The following is a 21,725-nucleotide window of genomic DNA, read 5'->3' as shown; positions in this document are numbered from 1 at the left end:
ACTTTATTATCAAAAGTGTGATAGTACTAGATGCAGTTTTTTGATGTTGGATTGATAAAGATTAAATCCGATATCGAGCAAGTGTATAGAATAGCTTGGTATCTACAGGGGAGTGGTCTAGATACGAATATGTCCGTTTTTTAACTCTGCTTTTACATTCAGCGGTTTGATTAAAATTGCATTAGGTATCGATAAGGTTTCCCAGCCTACAAACACACTACGTAATAAAGCTAATTTGCCTGTATCAGATTTGCTTTGGAGTTTATTTATGTTCTTTTTTCGCAAACCAACCCAAGAAGTTGAAAGCCTAACGACGGAGCTTAGTCGAGCACGGGCACTGTTATCAGCAATAGATGAAGCAGTAGCAAAAATAGAGTTTACACCTGATGGCCAGATCATCGCGGTCAATCAACATTTCTTATCAGTGATTGGCTACTCAAGCACAGAAATCATTGGGAAACATCATCGGATGTTTTGCCACACTCAATATGTTAACTCACCTGCTTATAAAGCCTTTTGGTCTGACTTACAGCGCGGGCAAGCTCAGTTTGGTCACTTTGAGCGAATCGCTAAAAATGGTGAGACTGTTTGGTTGGATGCCACTTATTTTCCCGTTGAAGAGAATGGTAAAGTAGCACGCATCGTCAAAATAGCCACTGATATTACAGAAGAAAAACTAACCATTAAAGCACAAGCTGCCATTGCTCAAGCACTTGATAAATCTATGGCAACTATTGAGTTTACGCCTGATGGTGTGATTTTAACTGCCAACCAAAACTTTGTGACAACCCTTGGTTACACACTCAATGAAATTAAAGGTAAACACCACAAAATATTCTGTAATGAGAGCTTTTATCAAACACACCCACACTTTTGGCAAGAGCTTGCGAAGGGACAGTATAAAAGTGGTAGTTTTCATCGTATCAGCAAACAGGGTGAAGATGTTTGGATTGAAGCGACCTACAACCCCATCTTTGATGATAAGGGTAATGTTACAAAAGTCATAAAATTTGCAACCAATATTACTGAAAGAGTGCAAAGGGCGCATCAAGTTGCACAGGCTGCCGAGATGGCACAAGTGACTTCTGAGCAAACAGAGCATATCGCAGGACGAGCAGTAAGCCTATTACAAGATTCAGGGAATACTTCAAACCTGATTTCTGAACAGGTTCAACATGCAATGTCTACGATTGCCCAGCTTAATGAACAATCGAAAGAGATTTCATCTATTGTTTCGACGATAAGTGCTATAGCTGAACAAACAAATTTATTAGCGCTTAATGCTGCAATTGAGGCTGCGCGTGCAGGAGAGCAAGGTCGAGGATTTGCTGTGGTTGCTGATGAGGTAAGAAGCCTTGCTGCTAGAACTTCACAATCGACAAATGAGATCAATGAAGTCGTAAAGAAAAACGAATTACTAACGAAGGAGGCGACTGAACTCATGAATACAGTATCTCAAAGTACAGAGCTTGGGTTGGCGCAAGTTGATGAGGTTAATAAAGTCATGACTGAGATACAGCAAGGCGCTGAAAACCTAACCAATACTGTGAAGCGACTCGCTGACAAATAGTTGCAACTAAAAACTCTTGACCTCAAGTTAGCTTTAAGTAGTAGCATCGTGCCTGTAATACCAAGCTGTCTTAATACGTGCTCAATTATAGGAGAAGATTAGGTGCAAATAGCGTGAAACATTTCAGGTTTAGAGCGACTAAACAATCTGAGCTCTGGATAGTTAATGTCTTTTTAGTTTACTCCTGACGCAAACCTAAGGTTAACTCACAAACTTTTTCACCTTGTCTCTAGATAGAAGATGTAAAAAAAGCAAAGTGGTCTAATACCAATTAGACCTAATACTTACTCAATTTGAAGGAGTACGCCTGACGCTAACCGCATTAAAAATTTCTTATTTAGCACACTAAATTGCGAAATTTTTGCCTTGCCTATATGAATGTAGGTACCAAAGCGATAGCAGGACGCGGTAGTGGAGTTACCGACAAGATTTTCTCGCCTCAAAATAGACCACTTAATTAAGATAATTGGTACAAGTAAAGGTATTGATAATAGGAGAGCAAGATGGAAGCAACATATTGGCAAGACTTGTGGGTAAGTGGCCAAACCGGGTTTCATGAAGGGCAAGTTAATAGGATGCTTAACAAGTACTACCACTTACTCGATTTGAAAGTGGGGGAGCGAGTGCTAATACCACTTTGTGGTAAATCTATGGACATCACCCATTTCTTATCGCACGGCCAACATGTGGTTGGCGTAGAGCTATATGAAGGAGCCGTTGTAGCGCTATTTGAATCATTAAAGGTCAGTCCTCGTATTCACCAACAAGGTGCGTTTCGAGTATATCAAGCGCCAAACTTAACGATATTTGTCGGCGATTTTTTTGCTGTTAGTGCGCAGCTACTAGGGCGTATTGATGCAGTGTACGATCGCGCTGCATTAGTTGCCTTACCTGAGCCAATGCGGACTGATTATACAAAACACTTAGTATCGTTGACTAAAGCAGCTAAGCAACTTCTCATTTGTTTTGAATATGAACAAGGTTTAATGTCTGGACCTCCATTTGCTGTATCACCGGAAATGGTTGAGCGATATTATGGTGCCCACTACCACATCGAGCTTCAAGAACGCACGGTTCTTGAAGGAGGGTTAAAAGAAGTGAGCCTCGCCTTTGAGAGTGTGTGGTTACTGAGTAGTTAACCTATTGAGTTAACATAAATATCACTAATTATTCTTACAATTGTCACCTTTTACTTATAGCGTATGACCAAATTTGCTACGGTAATCGTCCCTTTTTGGGAGATTTACCGATATTCTGAGCCGATAGCTTTACATGTCGCTCCTCATTTAGAAAAGATGGTCAGCAAATTTATGTTAATCCCTTTTAAAATAAGCATAGGTTTACAATGAATAAGATTAGTATTTTGTCAGCACTGACAGCGGCGCTCGTACTTTGTGGGTGTGATGATGACTCCGTCGAAGTAGTACAGGTAGAAAAACCAGTCGTTACGACAAAAACCGAGGTGAAGGTAGTAGAAGTTCCTGTCATTGTTGAAGTACCTGCGGGAAGTGCTGACAACATACAAGTTGGTACACGACCAGACTTTCTGGTGCAAGACATGCAAAGCAGTCCACTGAAAACCAAGTTAGCTCAATGTGCTAACGGACCTTTTTACAAAACTGACTTTTCTATCGGGCACCGTGGAGCACCGATGCAGTTTCCTGAACATACCAAAGAATCTTATATAGCAGCTGCAAAAATGGGGGCTGGCGTGTTGGAATGTGACGTAACTTTCACAAAAGACAAAGCGCTTGTGTGTCGCCACTCTCAATGTGATTTACATACTACAACCAATATTTTAGCCACTGAGCTTGGTAAGAAATGCACAACACCGTTTGTACCCGCAGATCCCGCCAATGGCATTGCCGCGCAAGCAAAATGTTGTACCAGTGACATCACACTTGCGGAGTTTATTACGCTGCAAGGTAAGATGGATGCAGCAAACCCAAATGCCACTACAGTAGATGAATATTTAAATGGTACCGCAAACTGGCGCACAGACTTATACGCAAGTCGAGGGACTTTGATGACACATGCGCAAAGCATTGAGTTATTCAAAAGCCTAGGTGTCAAAATGACACCTGAGCTAAAAGCACCCTCAGTATCGATGCCTTTTGATGGGTTTACACAAACTGACTATGCGCAAAAAATGATTAATGAGTACAAGACTGCCAACGTTGATCCCAAAGATGTTTTAGCACAGTCATTTAACCTAGAAGATGTACTTTACTGGATAAAAGAAGCGCCTGAGTTTGGCACGCAAGCGGTGTATCTTGACGATAGATATGAGGCACAATCGGTTGCTGCTGAAGCAATGCTCTCATCTGAACAAATAATACATAGCCCCGAGCTATTATCACCAACCATGCAGGAGCTTGCGGCTGATGGTGTGAAAATTATTGCGCCACCTCTTTGGATGTTATTAACAGAAGAAAATGGAAAAATCGTACCTTCAGCATATGCCAATGCAGCCAAAGCAGCAGGACTTGGCATAATAACATGGACATTAGAGCGTTCAGGTCACTTAGCCAATGGTGGCGGCTGGTATTATCAAAGCATTAACGGCAGCCTAGCGGGTGAAACGATGATAAACAACGATGGCGATACATTCGAAGTATTAGATGTGTTGGCAAAAGAAGTCGGTGTGTTAGGTGTGTTTTCAGATTGGCCGGCAACAACGACTTACTATGCCAGTTGCATGGGGATGCCTGCGAGTATTTGATAGTTTACGGTCAATTTGAGCTGCAAATAGTTAACACCTTGTCGCCGCTAGTTTTAGCGCTAGCGGCATAAACTTTCCCTGCCCTCGGGCTACGAACAACTTGGTAGCTCGTCGAATGGAGATTGAAAGATTATACCAATTTGACTTAATACTTGCTCAATTTAAAGGCGTAAATCTGACGCTAACCGCGTTAAAAATTTCTTATTTAGAACAACGAAATAAGAAATTTTTGCCTTGCCTATATAGATGTAGGTACCTTAGCGATAGCAGGACGAGGTAGCGGAGTTATCGACAAGATTTTCTGGTCTCAAAATAGGCCACTTAATTAAAAAATTGGTATTAGGCTAGGCATGAGTTGATAGCCTATTAAATAGAGACTGAAAAATTAGGCTTCAGATAGGTTGGTAGCCCATCGAACAGAGACTAAAAAATAGGCTACGCATGAATTGGCAGCCTATCAAATAGAAACATAAAAACACACTACGAATAGCTTGGTAATCCGTCAAACAAAGACTGAAAATAAGCTGCAATAGATTGTGTTTTATTGTCAACAGTGTCTAGCGCCTGATAAAACTGCTCGAGTAGTGTCGAAACGTACAGGCGTTGTGCTGTTAACTGTGCATCTAAAGCCTGTAACTTTAACTCTGCCTTGAGTTTTTCTTGATCGGAAGCAGGTGTTTTAAGCTTATTTAATTCATCAATATAAGCCGCTTGGATTTTTGTCTCAAAGTCATTATATTTTTCATCAATTGCATCTAACCAAGTTTTGCCTGCCGACTTTTCTTCATCCATTAGTGCAAATAGCTTTTCGCTTATTTCCGGCTTCGCATATGCTTTTGTATACAGCGCTTGTATTAAATTTCCTTTTAATGAAACAAAGTGCGTTGCAAATGGCATGGCTACCGTGTCTTGGCTTGGAGACTGAGAAGCCGCGCCTACATTAGCCAGCTTATCAAATGTAAATTGTTCTGGGTTTGTGCCTTTGAGAATTTCTTCAATGTGCCGGCTTTTGTATAACGTTTTAGCCATCATATCCAGACCAGGATTCTCTACTTTTTCGATAGCTGACTCAGCAGCTTCCAGGCCAGTTAAAATATTGCAGGCTCCATGGTACTCAATTGCATCAGCTATCGCGGCTTGTAATGTATATACGGTTGTATCTTCATTATGTTTAGCTTGTAATTTTTTGCGTAACTCATTGCGCCGAGAGGTAATACCTTTTGTGATTACTTGCGCGGCCTGACTGGCAAGGTAAGCTTGGTTAAACTCAGCACGAACACCACTGCTTATACCTGCAAGACCCGATAGAATGCGATTACCAACTTGGTTAGTAAAAAGTGCGCCTGCACCACCAAGTACAGTGGTTAATGTGCCCAACCAAAAGTTATTTCGTGACTCTGAGCGTTTCAAATACATTTTATACACGTTACAGCGCTGCTCTGATGCCGCGATAATACGATCTTGTAATTCATTTCTGATTTTTTTTTGTGCTTTTGGTTGTTTCTGAGTGTAAAGCTCAAAAGCGTAATCTAGTCTCGCCCGAGCGAGGATACAAGATTTGCTACTTGGATCACTGTCTGGTTCACAAAATAATTTTTTGCTGGTAATGACAGTTTTATGTTTGCCCTTTGGAGGGGTTTGAGGCTCCTGGCTAATTTCATAGCCTAACACTATATAACCGTTATCTGTTTCCCACTTTTGCAGTTGTGTGTCGTTGGCAATTTGCCGTGCCAAGTCGATGGTAACAAACTCTCCATGAGGAAATAGCTGTGATGCACCAGCCATATTTACTCTATTGTCCCCTGTATGAGAATACTCTGGGTTACCGCTACAGCCAGCAAGAAGTATTGAACATACCAAAATGGAATGTTTCATTGGATATTCCTTATTTTTATTATGTTATTAGCTGTCCTTATACTGCATGACTAAAGACGAGAAAGTCGAAATAGACTTATTTGTAACTTTAGTAAACCACTTGTGAATTTCAAGTTTTAGAATAATCGTATCTTACTACGGCTGGGGGCGGCGCACTAAAAACGTTCACAGACGGATAAACCTCAAACACCACCCACTGGATAATTCTTCAAATGCCAGCACCGGTAGGAGCCGTTTTACGCGGCGATCTTTTCAACAATATCGAGGGGTAAACCCGCTCCCACCACATAACTCTTCAAATGCCACCACTGGTGGGAGCCGTTTTACACGGCGATCTTTTCAACAATATCGTGGAGTAAACTCGTTCCCACACCATATCATCACCACTGGATAACTCTTCAAATTCCACCGCCGGTAGGAGCCGTTTTACACGGCGATTTTTCAACAATATCGCGGGGTAAACCCGCTCCTACAGCATATCATTACCACTGGCTAACTCTTCAAATGCCACCGCTGGTGGGAGCCGCTTTGCACGGCGATTTTTCAAAAATACCGCGGGGTAAACTCACCCCCACCACATAACATGACCACTGGGTAACTCTTCAAATGCCACCACCGGTAGGAGCCGCTTTACGCGGCGATTTTTCAACAATATCRCGGAGTAAACTCGTTCCCACAGCATATCATCACCACTGGGTAACTCTTCAAATGCCACCRCYGGTRGGAGCCGTTTTACACGGCGATTTTTAAAAAATACCGCGGGGTAAACTCACCCCCACCACATAACATGACCACTGGCTAACTCTTCAAATGCCACCGCTGGTGGGAGCCGCTTTGCACGGCGATCTTTTCAACAATATCGCGGGATAAACTCACCCCCACCACACATAACATGGCCGCTGGGTAATTCTTCAAATACCCCACCGGTGGGAGCCGTTTTGCACGGCGATCTTTCAACAATATCGCGGGGTAAACCCGCTCCTACAGCATATCATTACCACTGGATAATTCTTCAAATACCCCACCGGTAGGAGCCGTTTTACACGGCGATTTTTCAACAAGAATGCGGGGTAAACCCGCTCCCAACACATAACATGACCACTGGATAATTCTTCAAATACCCTACCGGTGGGAGCCGCTTTACGCGGCGATCTTTTCAACAATATCGCGGGGTAAACTCGCTCCCACCACATAACATGACCACTGGGTAATTCTTTAAATGCCACCACCGGTAGGAGCCGCTTTACGCGGCGATCTTTTCAACAATATCGCGGGGTAAACCCGCTCCTACAGTATATCATTAGCACTGGATAATTCTTCGAGTACCCCACCGGTAGGAGCCGCTTTACGCGGCGATCTTTTAACAATATCGCGGGGTAAACTCGCTCCCACCACATAACATGACCACTGGGTAATTCTTTAAATGCCACCGCCGGTAGGAGCCGTTTTACACGGCGATTTTTCAACAAGAATGCGGGGTAAACCCGCTCCCACAGCATATCATCACCACTGGGTAATTCTTCAAATGCCACCGTTGGTGGGAGCCGTTTTACACGACGATCTTTTCAACAAGGCTCAAACATCAACCTCAATCCAACGCGGTCAACGCACGATAGGTATCATAAGCAAACTGGTCAGTCATGCCGCTGATAAAATCTTGAATAAGGCGGCAGCGATAATAAAACTCAAAAATCGGCTCGGCTCGTTCAGCTTCACTAAGCTGCGCTATGGTCTCGCGGTATACCGCAACATACTTTTTGGAAATCCGATTAATCAATCGCGACTCTATCGCAAAACTATGCTCGCCATTTAATGCAGCGTGAAAATCATCGGCATCTAAATCAAGCACCCGCTGATATTCGTTTAATATACTGCTGGTGATCTTATAACCTTGAAGCTCCAACTGCTCTACCTCTTTGTTCGAAAACACGTTTTTGATTGCCACCGTTTTCAGCGACTTTACAATGGCATGAAGGTGGCTGTTATCTTCCAATAACGAAGCGTTAAAACYCCCTTCGTAGATCGCTTCAATATTATCGATAAAACGCGTTTTGGCATGTTCGGCAAGCGGGTGTAACAACCCCACGCGGAGCCAAATAAAAAACTCATTATCAAAATTTGCCATATGCTTACTGGCTTTATCATTGGCATAGTGGAGCTTTTTACTCATTAGCTCCAAGTGTTTATCATCAGTAATACCAAACCCTGCGGCGATATTTTGATATTCCTCTATTAAACAGCCCGTTAACTCATCTACGCAAATAATGCCTTTTTCTACAGCGTCTTCCATATCAGCAAGGCAATAAGCAATGTCGTCAGCCGCCTCCATGATGTAAGCCACAGGGTGGCGATTACCTACTTGTATCTGCAATTTGTCGCACAGCTCACTGACAAACCCACTTTCACTAAAGTAATATCCAACTTTCTTTTGTAGATAAGACTTGTCAGTAGCCACAGTTGATTTAGGTGTAGTTGCGCAGCGGGTATATTTCATCACAGTGGCACACTGTGAATAGGTAAGATTAAGGCGAGAAAGCGTATGAATAACGCGAATGGCCTGCGCGTTACCCTCAAAACTACAAATATCGAGCAGTAACTCCATTTCTTGATTTAATACCGCCAAGTCCGACGCTTTGCTCTTATTTGAACCATACCTAAGCGCCGCCCGAGCACTTTTTGCAAACCGTTGATGTTGACTTAAATAACGCTTAAACCAATCATTGATAGCGGCCTCGCCAAAGTGACCAAATGCAGGGTTACCAATATCGTGCATCAAACAGGCCATTTCTGACAGAGTGACCAAACACTCAGACAAACCCACCTGCTGGCCGTTTTTATCTTCATATTGCAGCAAATCTTGCCTACCTTGCTGCACCAGCGCATCAACAATTTTTTTAGCAATGTAACGGCCATTTTGCTGTACCTCCAGCGAGTGCGTTAAGCGCGAACGCACCGCCGCATTACGCTCAAGCGGAAATACCTGAGTTTTTTGTTGCAGCCGTCTAAGCGCAGCACTGTTGATAATACGCCCACGGTCGCTTTCAAGGCTACTCGCCTCACTGCCACCGGTATTATAAGAACGCTCGTTTGTTATTTTATTTTTGAAGTGCATGCGACTTTCCTGTTGAGACCCAAGCTACATTTCCAATGTAGGTGAATGTGGAAAAGTTGTAAACCGAATAAACACTTCACCAAGTCAGCCTACAAGCAAGCCCTCATACAAGACAAGCTTGCGCAGTAACTCTGAGCTGAAGTAACCGCAGGAAAAACACAACAAATACCAATAGAATCAGCAAATCGATAAAAATAGCTGTAATGTACTGTAATAGGCTAGTTCATCTATATTTGTTACTTTTATCAGTTTGAATTAACCCTGGCTTTAATGGTTTGGTAAAAAACACCTAACACTTTTATGACAAAAGCATCGGAATTTGACGCAAATCACTACAAAACGTATGGATTTTCGGGTTTAATACCCACAGCATTCGTTTACATCTAATTTCAAATGAATATATACAGCGGTTAAGGATGAAGTAACCGCTCACGAACAGGATCTTTATGTGTTTGAGCGTTTATCCAACCATTTAGATTAGTAATATCAGCTTTACTGTGGCATCACATTGGTAATGGACAGCAAATGTGATCTGACGGAGTTTCAATGGTGACATGGAAATCATACTTTTCGTCATTTACACTGCGCCACTAAATGAAGTTATGTTAGGTAAAAAATGTCCAAAATTACGCTCGCTTATTACGATCAACACGCAGAAGAATTTGCAAACTCAACACTCAATGTGGACATGCAACCGCTTTATCGGGAGTTTCTTCCTGAATTACCAAAGCGTGATAAACGCCATATTCATATTTTTGACGCTGGCTGTGGCAGTGGCCGCGACGCGGTAGCGTTTAAGCAACTTGGCTTTGAAGTCAGCGCAATGGATGCGTGCGAAAAGCTAGTGAGGATTGCCGCTACACAACTAGGCCAGCCAGTGAGGCACCAATTCTTTGAAGAGATACAAGATATTGCTGCTTTTGATGGTATTTGGGCCTGTGCTAGTCTTTTACATGTCGCAGAGCAAGATCTACCCAATGTTTTTGTGAAGTTACAAGACGCGCTTAAATCTCATGGCGTGTTGTATGTTTCGTTCAAATATGGTGCAGGTGAACGAGAGCACAATGGTCGCAGATTTACAGATCTCAATGAAGAGGGGTTATCAAAAGTTATCGCAGCATGTCCAAATCTCAACATCATTAAGCTATGGGTGACGGAAGATAGAAGACCCAACCGAGATAATGAGCTTTGGTTAAACGCTCTACTTAGGAAGGATTAATCAAGTGAGCAGTAATTATCAAGGAGGAAAACTTGCGCTGTGCACGGATAAGCAACTTTATGTAGGGGGCGATGACCCCTTACTGCCTGCGTTGCTTCATGCCATCGAGCAAGCTGACGAGATTGAAATTACCGTTTCATTTATTCAGCGCTCTGGTCTTGATTTACTCTTTGATGCTTTGTATGACGCCCTAGTAAACGGCACCATCTTAAAGTTACTTACTTCAGACTATCTAGACTTCACTTGCCCGCTCGCACTTAAAGAATTGATGACACTACATACTTTAGGGGCTGAGCTGCGAGTATATGAAACACGCGGAAATGAGAGTTTCCATATGAAGTCATACATTTTCACCAAAACCAAAGGTGAAGATGGCCAAATTTATGAGGGTAGTGCGTTTATTGGTTCAAACAATATAAGTGCAGTGGCACTAACTCAAGGGTTAGAGTGGTGTTTTCGGCATGATTTTATAGCTAGTCACAGTGCTAATAACAAGGCAACGTTCTTGCAGTTTAAGGCTGCGTTTGCCAGTTTATTTACTCACTCTCAAACAGTATGTTTGAGCTACCCATGGATACTGCACTATCAAAAGCGCCGTAAGAAGCCACAGTTCAAAACCGTTAGTAATAATGTCGATGACGACATAAGTATTGAGCCAATTAGCCCAAGAGTAGAACAGCAAGAAGCCTTAGAAAAGCTGAATAACGCAAGAGCACAAAGCTATAAAAGAGGCTTAGTGGTATTAGCGACAGGAATGGGCAAAACATGGCTTGCTGCTTTTGATGTTCAGCAAGTCGCTGCGAAAAAAGTTCTATTTGTGGCACATAGGGAAGAGATTCTCAAGCAAGCGGCCAAGACGTTTGCACGATTAATTGATTGTACCGCAGGGTTTTATACCGGCAAGCAAAAACAAAGTGATGCCGACTTTTTGTTTGCCTCTATACAGAGCATTGGTAAAACAGAGAGTTTGAGGCAGTTTGCAGCTGATTACTTTGACTACATTATTGTTGATGAGTTTCACCACGCGAGTAGTAAACTATACCGAAACTTGCTGTCTTATTTTGAGCCACAATTCTTACTTGGGTTAACTGCTACACCAGAGCGAACTGACCAAGCCGATATTTTAAGTCTATGTGACAACAACCTCGTCTATGAGCGGAATATGGTGCAGGGGATTGATGCCAAAACGCTCGCACCATTTCACTACTATGGTATTTGGGATAAAAGCGTTGACTATACCGTAATTCCTTGGCGTAACGGCAAGTTTGATCCAACCAGTCTAAACAACCAATTTGCCACAGAGCACAGGGCAAAACATGCTTTACAGCACTGGAAACAGTTAGCGCAAACACGCACGCTGGCATTTTGTATTTCGACCGCACACGCCGACTACATGGCAAACTACTTCAATAAAGCGGGAATTGACGCGGCTTCGGTACATGGAAAGTCAAGCATAAAACGTAGTGAGGCTTTAGCGCATTTAGCATCTGGAAAACTACAAATTATTTTTAGTGTTGACCTGTTTAATGAGGGCACTGACTTACCCTGTATCGACACTGTGATGATGCTGAGGCCCAGTGAATCTAAGGTTTTATTCTTACAGCAATTAGGCCGTGGACTGAGAACCCATCAACAGAAAACGCACTTGGTCGTCTTAGATTTTATTGGCAACCACCACAGTTTTTTGAACAAGTCTTATGCACTCTTTTCTACGCACTCACCTAAAGATTTAGTTACAAAACTAAATAAAGATAACCAAGTAGTTCAGCTACCTGAAGGATGTTTTGTAAATTATGACCTAGAAATTACCGACTTTTGGCGGCAACTCGCTAAAGAACAGCGAACCACGGCTCTTGATGATTATCAAAATTTAACAGAGCAACTAGGTCATGCGCCCGATGCGTGTGAGTTTTTCCATGAGTTTGGTGAATTTAAGAAGGTAAAGGCTTATGGAAGTTGGTTTGAACTCGTTGTAAAAGCAAAGAGCGTTAGTAGTATTTCAGCTACGTGGCTTGCGCCCTACAAGGTGTTTTTAAAAGAGGGTGTAGAAGTGACCAACATGACAAAATGCTTTAAAGCCATTTTGCTTGAAGCCTTTGTTCAGCTCGATGGTATAGCTTACCCTCCTACATTGAGAGCGTTGGCAGATAAGAGTTATGATGTGCTATTGCACTACCCTCAGTTAAGAAAGCTAGATATATCAGAAAAGGACAGAAGCAAAAGTAAAGGTAGTAAAGCTTGGTTCAATTATTGGTTCGATAATCCGATTAACGCTTTCACGCAAGCAAAAAAACCTGCACATAAGCGCAAAGCACACCACTGGTTTTCTATTGAACAAGCACTAAATCAATCCATTGAAGAAGCGCAGTTCAAACTAAACCTTAAAGTTGAAACGCAAGATATTGAACAACTGACCGACTGTATATTGGAGTTAAGTCACTATCGCCTTGCTAGATATCTTCATACCAAACGTGACAGGCTAGCCGAACCCGAAAGTACACAGACGGTGATAGATGATGCGATACCAAACCAGCTACAAAGCACAGATGTTGTGGAACACGTGGTACAACTGCCATATTTTCCTAATTTAAAAATTGCTTGTGGTCACTTTAAAACAGGAGACTGTAGCGAAATGTCCTTCGTGCCTGCGCCACCGAGGTGTGGAAAAGTCGACCCTGAAAAACACTTCTTAGCTCATGCTAGTGGCAATTCTATGAACGGTGGGAAACACCCGATTTTCGATGGAGACCTGTTATTACTCGAGCGGATCACATCGAGCAATGCAGGATCAATTACAAATACTACTATTGCCATCGAGCGATTTGACGCAGTTGGCGACGAACAATTTTTATTACGAGATGTAAAAAAACAGATTAATGCGCAAGGTGAAGTAACCTACTTACTTGTGGCAAGAAACCCAGAGTATGCAGTAATGGAAGCCAACGATGAGTTTGTGACGTTTGCGCGGTTGAGAGAAGTGTTAAGAGCTTTTTAATATTGTGGAGGCTGATATGGCTAGAAATGAACTGTTAAAAGATATTACGAATATAATTGAAGGTTACGGATTTGAATATGCGCCAAATTTTAAGCCAATGACTTATCAGAAGTCGGTTAAATATAGCGGCTTAATTGAGAATAAAATGGAAACGGCACATTTTTTATTATTTACAAATACTGAGAGTATACAGATTACTGCCAAGTGGCAGGAGGTAGGTGGTACCACGATCGAAAAACTTGGCTATACGGTACTTGATGCAGCGAGAACGGAACATGGTAAGTTCTGGGTAGTATGTGGTGGCAATAAGCTTGTAACGAAAGCAATTGATTTTCTAAACAGTAATGTGAGTCTAGCACCAAAGTTAAAAGCGATGGATGTAGAGACATTAGAACTGCATTTATTAGAAGTTATTTAGCTAATCACCGGATGAAAAAATGGTATTTACTCCGTACTTGTCAGTAGTGCTGGGTGCAGAACATCATGAAGAAAAGCATCTCAATTTTAGAGTGATGAAGGTTGTAGACTATATTCAGTAGTCTGCGGTTTTGTAAAGGTGAATTATGAACCAAGCCCTTAAATTTTTACTGTCTATTATGATCGTCGTCGTAACTTTTATCGTGTCAGCCACCTTGGCCGGGATGTTGGCGGAGTATGCGGGCTGGTGGAAGAAGCCGGTGATAGGTGGTGTTGCAGCGGCTTGTGTGGTGCTGTCGGGTTATATAAGTGCGCCGGTGTATAAGCTGTATTCTGCGGCGGTGTGGTTATTGATTGGTGCAGGTGCCGCTTGGGTGATGTCGAGTGTGTTTATGTATGCTGAGGATGCCGACACCTCAGTGCCTTTGTATGTAACCTACGCAAGTGGTGTGTTTGCTTTGGCACTTTGTTGGGGTTGGGAGCGTCGAAAGGTTGTGCGAGGGATTGGTTTTCAAGAATAGTGCGCAAGAGATCGCCGCGTAAAGCGGCTCCTACCGTGGGGCTGGTGTGGTGGGAGCGGATTTATTCCGCGATGTTTGTAGCAGGGTTCGCCGCGTAAAGCGGCTCCTATCGGTGGGGCTGGTGTGGTGGGAGTGAATTTATTCCGCGATGTGTGTTGTATGGATCGCCGCGTAAAGCGGCTCCTACCAGTGGGCTGGTGTGGTGGGAGCGGATTTATTCCGCGATGTTTGCTGTATGGATCGCCACGTAAAGTGGCTTCTACCTGTGGGCTGATGTGGTGGGAGCGGATTTATTCCGCGATGTGTGTTGTAGAGCGCGCCACATAAAGCGGCTCCTACCGGTGGGGCTGATGTGGTGGAAGTGGATTTATTCCGCGATGTGTGTTGTATGGATCGCCGCGTAAAGCGGCGCCTATCGGTGGGGCTGGTGTGGTGGAAGTGAATTTATTCCGCGATGCTTGCTGGCTGGTTCGCCACGTAAAGTGGCTCCTACCGGTGGGGCTGATGTTGTGGGAGCGGATTTGTTCCGCGATGTTTGCTGTATGGATCGCCACGTAAAGCGGCGCCTATCGGTGGGGCTGATGTGGTGTGAGCGGATTTATTCCGCGATGTTTGCTGTATGGATCGCCACGTAAAGTGGCTCCTACCTGTGGGCTGGTGTGGTGGGAGCGGACTTATTCTGCGATGTGTGTTTTATGGATCGCCACGTAAAGTGGCTCCTACCGGTGGGGCTGATGTTGTGGGAGCGGATTTATTCCGCGATGTTTGCTGGATGGWTCGCCACGTAAAGTGGCTCCTACCGGTGGGGCTGATGTTGTGGGAGCGGATTTGTTCCGCGATGTTTGCTGTATGGATCGCCACGAAAGGTGGCGCCTATCAATGGGAAGCCAAGGGCCGGCAGAGCCTCAAGGCATTAATGTTGCACGAGCAAATTGAGCGTTGCAGATCGCTCAACCATCAAGAATCGAGCAAGTTGCTAGCTGAGCATTTCCCAAATTTACATGACAGATTTTTACGGTTTGTACAGAGCCCGGTAGAACCACATCGTCTCTGAGTTAAAATAATGTTACTCATTAGACCAAAGGATAATGTACCTATACTTCCATATTCCTTTATAAAATGGTTATATTATAACTATCGACACTAAGGAAAAACACAAAAATGAACAATAAAAAGTTACCGTTAAACCTAAATAAAAAAGTTATAAAACAACTTGATAGTAAAATGTTGAGCCAATTGGTTACCAATAAAATTGCAGGCGGTTCTAATAGCTATAACGGCCCTTGCTATACACCGGCCACATCGCAACGTTACTGTTAATAAATTGTTTTTTATGGTGGTGCGGTCATTTTCATTTTTACGTCATAATGAATAAATGTGTTTGCAGTAGAATAATAACAGCCTAAAACACCTTGATATTTTGCAAATAACGACGCTGTCACCATCAAGCTAACGGGTACATACGTTGGTTTATACCTAATCTCATGTGACCATTGTCACCAAAGACTCTAATTTATTAGGGTCTTTTTTTATGGCTGGCGATAAGGTGGTCACTACAATCTGTAACCTTAAATGCGGTGTTAATTGGTTTGATCCTATTTAAGCTAGTAGGCTTGAATACAGGGTGCAAACCCCTCTACATTAAAAGCATAAAAGGCTCTATAAAATGATGCTATAGAGCCGTTTGGTTGGGGAATTATAGCGCTTCAAGCATCCATTTTGCGTTTAAGTTTTCTGGCTTGCCATGACGGTTTAGCTCTGGCCGCTCTTGTGCTTGATTAAACCAAATGTACTGCTGCCAAAATTCATTTTTGATGTTCCAAAGGCCACCTTGATAAATTAACGAATACATCGCTTGGTTGGGCGAGTCTACTAGCTTTAAATAACCACTTGCTTTGCTGCTGTAGCTTAAGAACAAAGACGGTGCCTGTGTACTTCTGTAGTAGTGGTAACCTTGTGGGCTGGTGACTTCTGTTAGCATTAGCGGCTCGTTTTGGCTTAATGTTACGGGCGCATTATTTGTGAGCGTCTGTGCAGCCATAAATTGGTTGTTAACTGGTGATTTTATAGCAACCTGCTTACCTGTATCTGGGCGGAGTTGTGGGTATGTCCAACCCGCTGGTGGCGTTTGCCAAGTGATTGACTTCCAGCGCCAGTTATAAGGAATATCAAGGTGGGGATCGTTTAAATCTTCATAGCCTGGCTCAGCTTCAATGTTATATAAGCATTGGTTGCGTTGGGCTTCTAATTGAGCAACACGTTCAGCTTGATTGGTTGTCCCCACATTCAGCTCTGCCATACATTCCGCTAAGGATTTTCCCTTTCCAGTCTCATTCGGTGCAAGCACATAAGTACCATCGCGTTTATCCTCGTCTTGATACCAAGCCTGCATTGCTGCTTCATCAAAAGATAACCAGTGGTCAACTAACTGTTTTGCTTCTTGTTCGGCAATGTCACGCCTTTGTGCTTTTGGCGTTGCCATGGTACGGATAAATGCAGCCCACAGATCTTTGCTGGCCTCAAGTGCAACAATTGCCACAGGTTTCATGCTGCTAATTCGGTATGACTGCCAACCTGACTCTAATCTTGTGTCGGGCTGCCAAATTACGTCGCCACTGGAAAAGTCCAAGACATCCTTGGTATCGTGACTATGTTGCTCTGCGCCTTCTGAGCAAAGATACGCCTTGACTTGCCATATTTTTTCATAATTGTCATTCGGTAGCCGAACGGTGTGTTCTGGGCTGAACGAGTCTTGGAATAAGTGCACAGCGCGGCCAAATAAAAAATAGTTGTGGTCAACTTCTGTGAGCGCTGAATGACCGCCGCCATCCCATACCTTCAAGCGTTTTTCTTCCGCCATCGCTGCATCAATAAAGTGTTGAATAAAGCGTTTTTGAGCTCGATATGCGGCGTCAACACCTCCTTGACCACCAATATCATCATAACGGCGCATGAAATGGTCAAGTTGAATATCTGCAGGCTCTTGAGAGACAGCGCTAAAACAATTCGGACCAGTCGGATCTATGCTTGCATTGGTGACATTAAAACCTGCAATATCAACCCAGCGCTCCCCAACAATGGCAGAATTTACACTATCATATCTTGGCTCATATAGTGCGTTGTTGTTTAGATTTGCTTGCAGCTTTGACACTTCGTTAAGTGCGGTATTTAGCGAAATATTTTTTGCAAGACCATCGCGCCATGTATGGCGTGGATCGTTTGGATCTGGACTGATGACATGCTCGGCATCTAGCACTTCAAGTGCAGCGGTTCGAGTTAGCCATTCGTGACCCATAGGCATGACACCTTGGCCACCAAATTGTGTAAATGCGTTGACAGATGAGGTGAGCGCTAATCCGCATACCAGCGCAAGCGGCTTTATTTTCATATCTACTCCTTGAAAATTAAAAGCTAAAAATAGTGCAAGTGCTCTATATTGGTGGCGATTATAGTTTGTGATTAAAATGTTTCAACAGTTTAATTTTTATTTTTAAAGTGTTTTTGGTGTTTAACTTGTAAATTTGGTGGGGCTTGTTTTGGGGTTGATGTGATTAGGTGTCATCGCTTCGCATAATATGGTGTTGTTTTATTGTTTAGTTATTTAAAATTATTTTAGTGGGCTTTAGAAAATACGTCATTATCTTATGCCACGCACTTACTCTTACTTTTTAATACCGTAAAAAATGAGTGTATCTTGCTGGTAAAGTCGGACTCTGACCATAAGTACACTCGAGGTTGAAGTATTCGTTTTGCTATACTCAAGTGAAGTTTAGCACTACAACAAGCTCAAAATACGTTTGGCATTTTCCCTTGAAAGGCAGCTTTGCACTGGCATACGTAAAAACTTGTTGGCGGGCACCTCCTTGGCTTCTCCTTGATGTAATAAATCACCGCTGTATACATTAACCTGACATGTGGTTTTATCTTGTTCTTCTGAATAAACAAGCTCCACTTTTTCCGCTTTCATAATTAAGTTTTTATAAGGGTAACCTGCGTCAGTAAATACTCTCTCGGCCGGTGTTGATATTGCATGCGATGAAAATACAACCATGGGAAATGCCAGTATAATTGCGTATTTCATGATAAAGACTCCTTCCGTCTCTGGTTTAAACGCTAAAAAGTATTGTGCGTATTCATAAAACTGACAAACGAGAAATTGTGCACTATAGTTAAGTTTTTGTTAAGTATGTTTAGAATGAAAGCACCGCCATTAAAAGGACTCTGGTACTTTAAAACCGCTGCTGAGCTTGGCGGTTTTAAGCAGGCAGCTGAAGCGCTATTTGTTACCCAAGCTGCGGTGAGTCAACAGATCAGACTATTAGAGCAACAACTGGGTATTTTGCTCTTTGAAAGACAAACCAGGAAAGTGATGCTGACACAACAGGGTCACGCGTTACTGCCTTATTTACACAAAGCATTTGGCCAAGTTGAAATGGGCTTATTAACCCTTAAAGCCGATCCAAGTCCGTCGACGATTAATCTTACCGTTTTGCCATCGTTTGCGACATGTTGGCTATTACCTCGTTTGGCCAGTTTTAATAAGGCGTTGCCAAACTACCAGTTACGCATCGACCCCACAGAGCAGCTAGCCGATTTCCATCAAGATGATATCGATATAGGGATCCGCTTTGGTTTAGGTGACTATCCAGGTTTAAAAAGTGAACTACTCGCAGAAGATGAGCTAGTTATTGCGTATCGCCCGGGGTTAATAGACCCAAGTCAGCCCATTCGCATGCAATTGTCTAAATTGAATTTTATCTATGACGAAGGGCGCGATAATGAAAAGGCTTGGCTTGCATTAAATCAGCAGCTTGGATTAATGGGGCATACGGTGAGTAACCTCAAAATAGATAATGCGGCATTGGTACAACAAGCGACGGTGGCGGGGCAAGGGTTTTCGCTATTGCGCCGGCGTTTGGTTAACCAATCTTTGGAGCTTGGACAACTAGAGATCTACCCTGACTTTGCGTGGCCTTGCGAATATCGTTATTACTTAGTGGCACCTGAACGGCATTTTGAGTGGCCAAAATTAAAGGCATTTCGAAATTGGCTAGTGGCTGAATTAAGGACAAGTATTTAACTTATACTTTGGATAATGCCAGTTTGCTTTGACGGCAGTAAGACGCAGTAGCAGTGTTATGAATAAGCTTCTTTTGTCTTCATATAGGAGACTGAATTAGGTTAATAACGCAAATAGATATGACCAAAGTGGATCTGAGCGAGATAACTTAAAGCGATATGCTCAGATCCAAAGGCTTATTAATTAAAGGTGTTTTTTAAGAAAGTCGAGATAGGCTTGAGAGGCCTCAATACGATTTTCCTTTTTTGAGAATCCGTGTCCTTCATCTTCAAATAAGACGTATTTGACCGGCACATTGTTTGAGCGAACCGCTTCGACTAACTCATCACTTTCAACTTGCAGTACTCGGGGGTCGTTTGCACCTTGCACCACCATCAGTGGTTTAGTGATATTTTTAGCATGAAAAAGCGGTGATATACGATGCAAACGTTCCTTATCGGTAGCTGGATCGCCTAGCTCATCATACAGTGACTTGCGATATGCCTCCCACCAAGCAGGAATAGACTCAAGAGTTCTGACCCAGTTAGTTACACCAAAGATATTGATCCCAAGCTTAAACTCTTCCGGCTCAAACGCCAATGCAGCAGCTGTCATATAGCCACCATAGCTTCCACCCATGATGCCGATGCGGTCAGCATCGACCCAGTCCAGTTGTTGTAGGTATTTTTTACTCCAAACGATATCTTGTAAATCATCTTCGCCATGACGCTTGTCATCTAAGTGGAAGAAGGTTTTACCGTAGCCAGAGCTACCTCGGTTGTTTACGGCAAAAATGGCATATCCTTGGTTAACTAAGTGCTGAGTAAGTGCACTGTAACCTGTCATGCTCTGGCCTCCAGGACCGCCATGAACGAATACAAGTGCCGGTACCTTATTTGTTGAGCTTGCGAGTTTTGGTTTATAAAGTACTCCAGGGATCTCCAAACCATCAAAACTGTTAAAGCGAGCGATAGTGCTTTCGACCAGGTGGTCAGTATTGATTTTTTCACTTAACGTCGAGGTGAGTTGTTTAACTTTGTCACTTCCAACCTGCCATACGTACAAGTTATTTGGCGATGTATCTGAATTTAAATAAAAAGTCATCAGCTTTTCGTCATCAGAGAAGTTAACACTGTTTATGCTACCAGCTGGGAGCTTGGGTAAATTGATATCCTTGCCTGTTTTCAGGTCGGTGATCGTCACTTTAATACTGGAGTCTTCGTTTACACCCACTACGCGGTAGCGGTTGGAATCGGAGAAATACAAAAATCGTACGTCCCAATTTTTTACGATGTAGGGTGTGTGTTTACCTGTCGCGATTTCATAACGCCAACTTTGAGAGAACTCACCATGGGCATCAGTGCTGTAGTATAAATACTTGTCGTCCTTAGAAAATGCTGAAGCGAAAAAGTTTGCCTCGTGCTCCACGTTTGAGATCTCAACAAGTGGGGCATCTGGGTTATGTAAATCGAGTAAGAATAGGTCGCTGTCTTTATTACCTTGGGCATTGACAAGTGCAAGGTAGCGGTCCGTCTCACTCATTTTTTGGACATTTAAGTTTTTGTCATTTTTATAGATAAGTTCACTTTCGTAAGTGCTGGCATCAAAGCGATATAGATCCATAAAGCGTTCATCGCGCTTATTACTTAACACAAAAAATGCCTTGTTATCCTCAGAGAAGCCGACAAAACCGGCTCTGACCTTTTCTCCTGGTGTGAGGTCTTTTACATTGCCATTTTCGTCACGGACAAAGAGATGAAATCGTTCATTACCACCGCCGTCTCGGGTGAATAAGATACGGGGATCGTTGGGAAAGTATCCAACTGGATAGGTTGAGTCTGCGGCATCGGTTATTTGTGTTCTTTTGCCTGTTTTAACATCAACTTCATAGAGGTTAAATATGCCTGACTCATCAGAGGCCACCAAGATTTTTTTTGCATCAGGGCGAAACGCGTTACCTTGAATATCTGTGGTGTCAAAAAATGTTTCTGCCGAATACGTTTTAAAGTCAGAGATAGCTTGAGTAGTTTGCGGTGGATTAACTTGTTGACTGGTTTGATTGCATGCTGTGAGTGACGCGAGCAACGCACATGCTAGGAGTGATTTTTTAAACATAATTTCCCTGCTTTCGTTATTGTTATTGATTTCTAGCATATAACGATAGAAATCAATGGCAAGCGTCTCACCGAGGATTTATGTAAACCAATGTAGGATTGGTATGTGATTGGCTTTCCA

13 protein-coding genes are annotated in these 21,725 nt (G+C 42.9%); 8 read left to right on the top strand and 5 right to left on the bottom strand.

All coding sequences use genetic code 11. The annotated features are described in order from the left end of the window. Positions 1-268 precede the first annotated feature (268 nt). The 3 genes from EAG18_RS07100 (at position 269) to EAG18_RS07090 (ending at position 4,292) form a co-directional block, all read left to right on the top strand. Complete coding sequence (locus tag EAG18_RS07100) at positions 269-1,570, top strand: PAS domain-containing methyl-accepting chemotaxis protein (protein ID WP_125251684.1); 1,302 nt, start codon at positions 269-271, stop codon at positions 1,568-1,570. A gap of 503 nt (positions 1,571-2,073) precedes the next feature. Continuing rightward, positions 2,074-2,709: a thiopurine S-methyltransferase gene (gene tmpT / locus EAG18_RS07095; RefSeq protein ID WP_125251683.1), complete on the top strand. Its 636-nt coding sequence runs from the start codon at positions 2,074-2,076 to the stop codon at positions 2,707-2,709. 206 nt (positions 2,710-2,915) lie between these two features. Beyond that, positions 2,916-4,292, top strand: coding sequence for a glycerophosphodiester phosphodiesterase family protein (locus EAG18_RS07090; RefSeq protein WP_125251682.1), 1,377 nt, complete (start codon positions 2,916-2,918; stop codon positions 4,290-4,292). Between the two features lie 480 nt (positions 4,293-4,772). Here the strand turns inward: EAG18_RS07090 and EAG18_RS07085 are convergent, their stop codons facing one another. Both EAG18_RS07085 and dgt read right to left on the bottom strand, forming a co-directional pair. Beyond that, positions 4,773-6,167: a hypothetical protein gene (locus EAG18_RS07085; RefSeq protein ID WP_125251681.1), complete on the bottom strand. Its 1,395-nt coding sequence runs from the start codon at positions 6,165-6,167 to the stop codon at positions 4,773-4,775. Between the two features lie 1,588 nt (positions 6,168-7,755). Continuing rightward, the gene (gene dgt, locus EAG18_RS07080; RefSeq protein ID WP_125251680.1) at positions 7,756-9,279 is read right to left on the bottom strand and encodes a dGTPase; all 1,524 of its coding nucleotides are present in this window, start codon (positions 9,277-9,279) and stop codon (positions 7,756-7,758) included. 616 nt (positions 9,280-9,895) lie between these two features. Here dgt and EAG18_RS07075 point away from each other — a divergent pair. The 4 genes from EAG18_RS07075 to EAG18_RS07060 all read left to right on the top strand — a co-directional run bounded on the left by EAG18_RS07075 (position 9,896) and on the right by EAG18_RS07060 (position 14,431). Beyond that, a complete protein-coding gene (locus tag EAG18_RS07075; protein ID WP_125251679.1) occupies positions 9,896-10,498 on the top strand; it encodes a class I SAM-dependent methyltransferase in 603 nt (200 codons plus the stop codon). 4 nt (positions 10,499-10,502) lie between these two features. Beyond that, on the top strand, positions 10,503-13,493 hold the full coding sequence (locus EAG18_RS07070; RefSeq protein ID WP_125251678.1) for a DEAD/DEAH box helicase family protein: 2,991 nt from the start codon (positions 10,503-10,505) through the stop codon (positions 13,491-13,493). 16 nt (positions 13,494-13,509) lie between these two features. Further along, positions 13,510-13,911, top strand: coding sequence for a PD-(D/E)XK nuclease superfamily protein (locus tag EAG18_RS07065; protein ID WP_125251677.1), 402 nt, complete (start codon positions 13,510-13,512; stop codon positions 13,909-13,911). A 145-nt stretch (positions 13,912-14,056) separates the two neighbouring features. Beyond that, positions 14,057-14,431 (top strand): hypothetical protein, encoded by a 375-nt coding sequence (locus tag EAG18_RS07060; RefSeq protein ID WP_125251676.1) that lies wholly within the window; start codon positions 14,057-14,059, stop codon positions 14,429-14,431. A gap of 1,696 nt (positions 14,432-16,127) precedes the next feature. Here EAG18_RS07060 and EAG18_RS07055 read toward each other — a convergent pair. Then, positions 16,128-17,819, bottom strand: coding sequence for a hemolysin D (locus EAG18_RS07055; protein WP_125251675.1), 1,692 nt, complete (start codon positions 17,817-17,819; stop codon positions 16,128-16,130). Positions 17,820-18,206: 387 nt separating this feature from the next. Beyond that, positions 18,207-18,512, bottom strand: coding sequence for a hypothetical protein (locus EAG18_RS07050; protein WP_125251674.1), 306 nt, complete (start codon positions 18,510-18,512; stop codon positions 18,207-18,209). Between the two features lie 114 nt (positions 18,513-18,626). Between EAG18_RS07050 and EAG18_RS07045 the strand changes: the two genes are divergently transcribed. Then, a complete protein-coding gene (locus EAG18_RS07045; protein ID WP_125251673.1) occupies positions 18,627-19,511 on the top strand; it encodes a LysR substrate-binding domain-containing protein in 885 nt (294 codons plus the stop codon). A 183-nt stretch (positions 19,512-19,694) separates the two neighbouring features. Here the strand turns inward: EAG18_RS07045 and EAG18_RS07040 are convergent, their stop codons facing one another. Further along, on the bottom strand, positions 19,695-21,605 hold the full coding sequence (locus tag EAG18_RS07040) for a S9 family peptidase (protein ID WP_125251672.1): 1,911 nt from the start codon (positions 21,603-21,605) through the stop codon (positions 19,695-19,697). Positions 21,606-21,725 lie beyond the last annotated feature (120 nt).

It is taken from the genome of Pseudoalteromonas sp. J010, assembly GCF_003934235.1.
Lineage (GTDB): Bacteria > Pseudomonadota > Gammaproteobacteria > Enterobacterales > Alteromonadaceae > Pseudoalteromonas > Pseudoalteromonas peptidolytica.
This window is presented reverse-complemented; position numbering and strand designations above follow the sequence as displayed.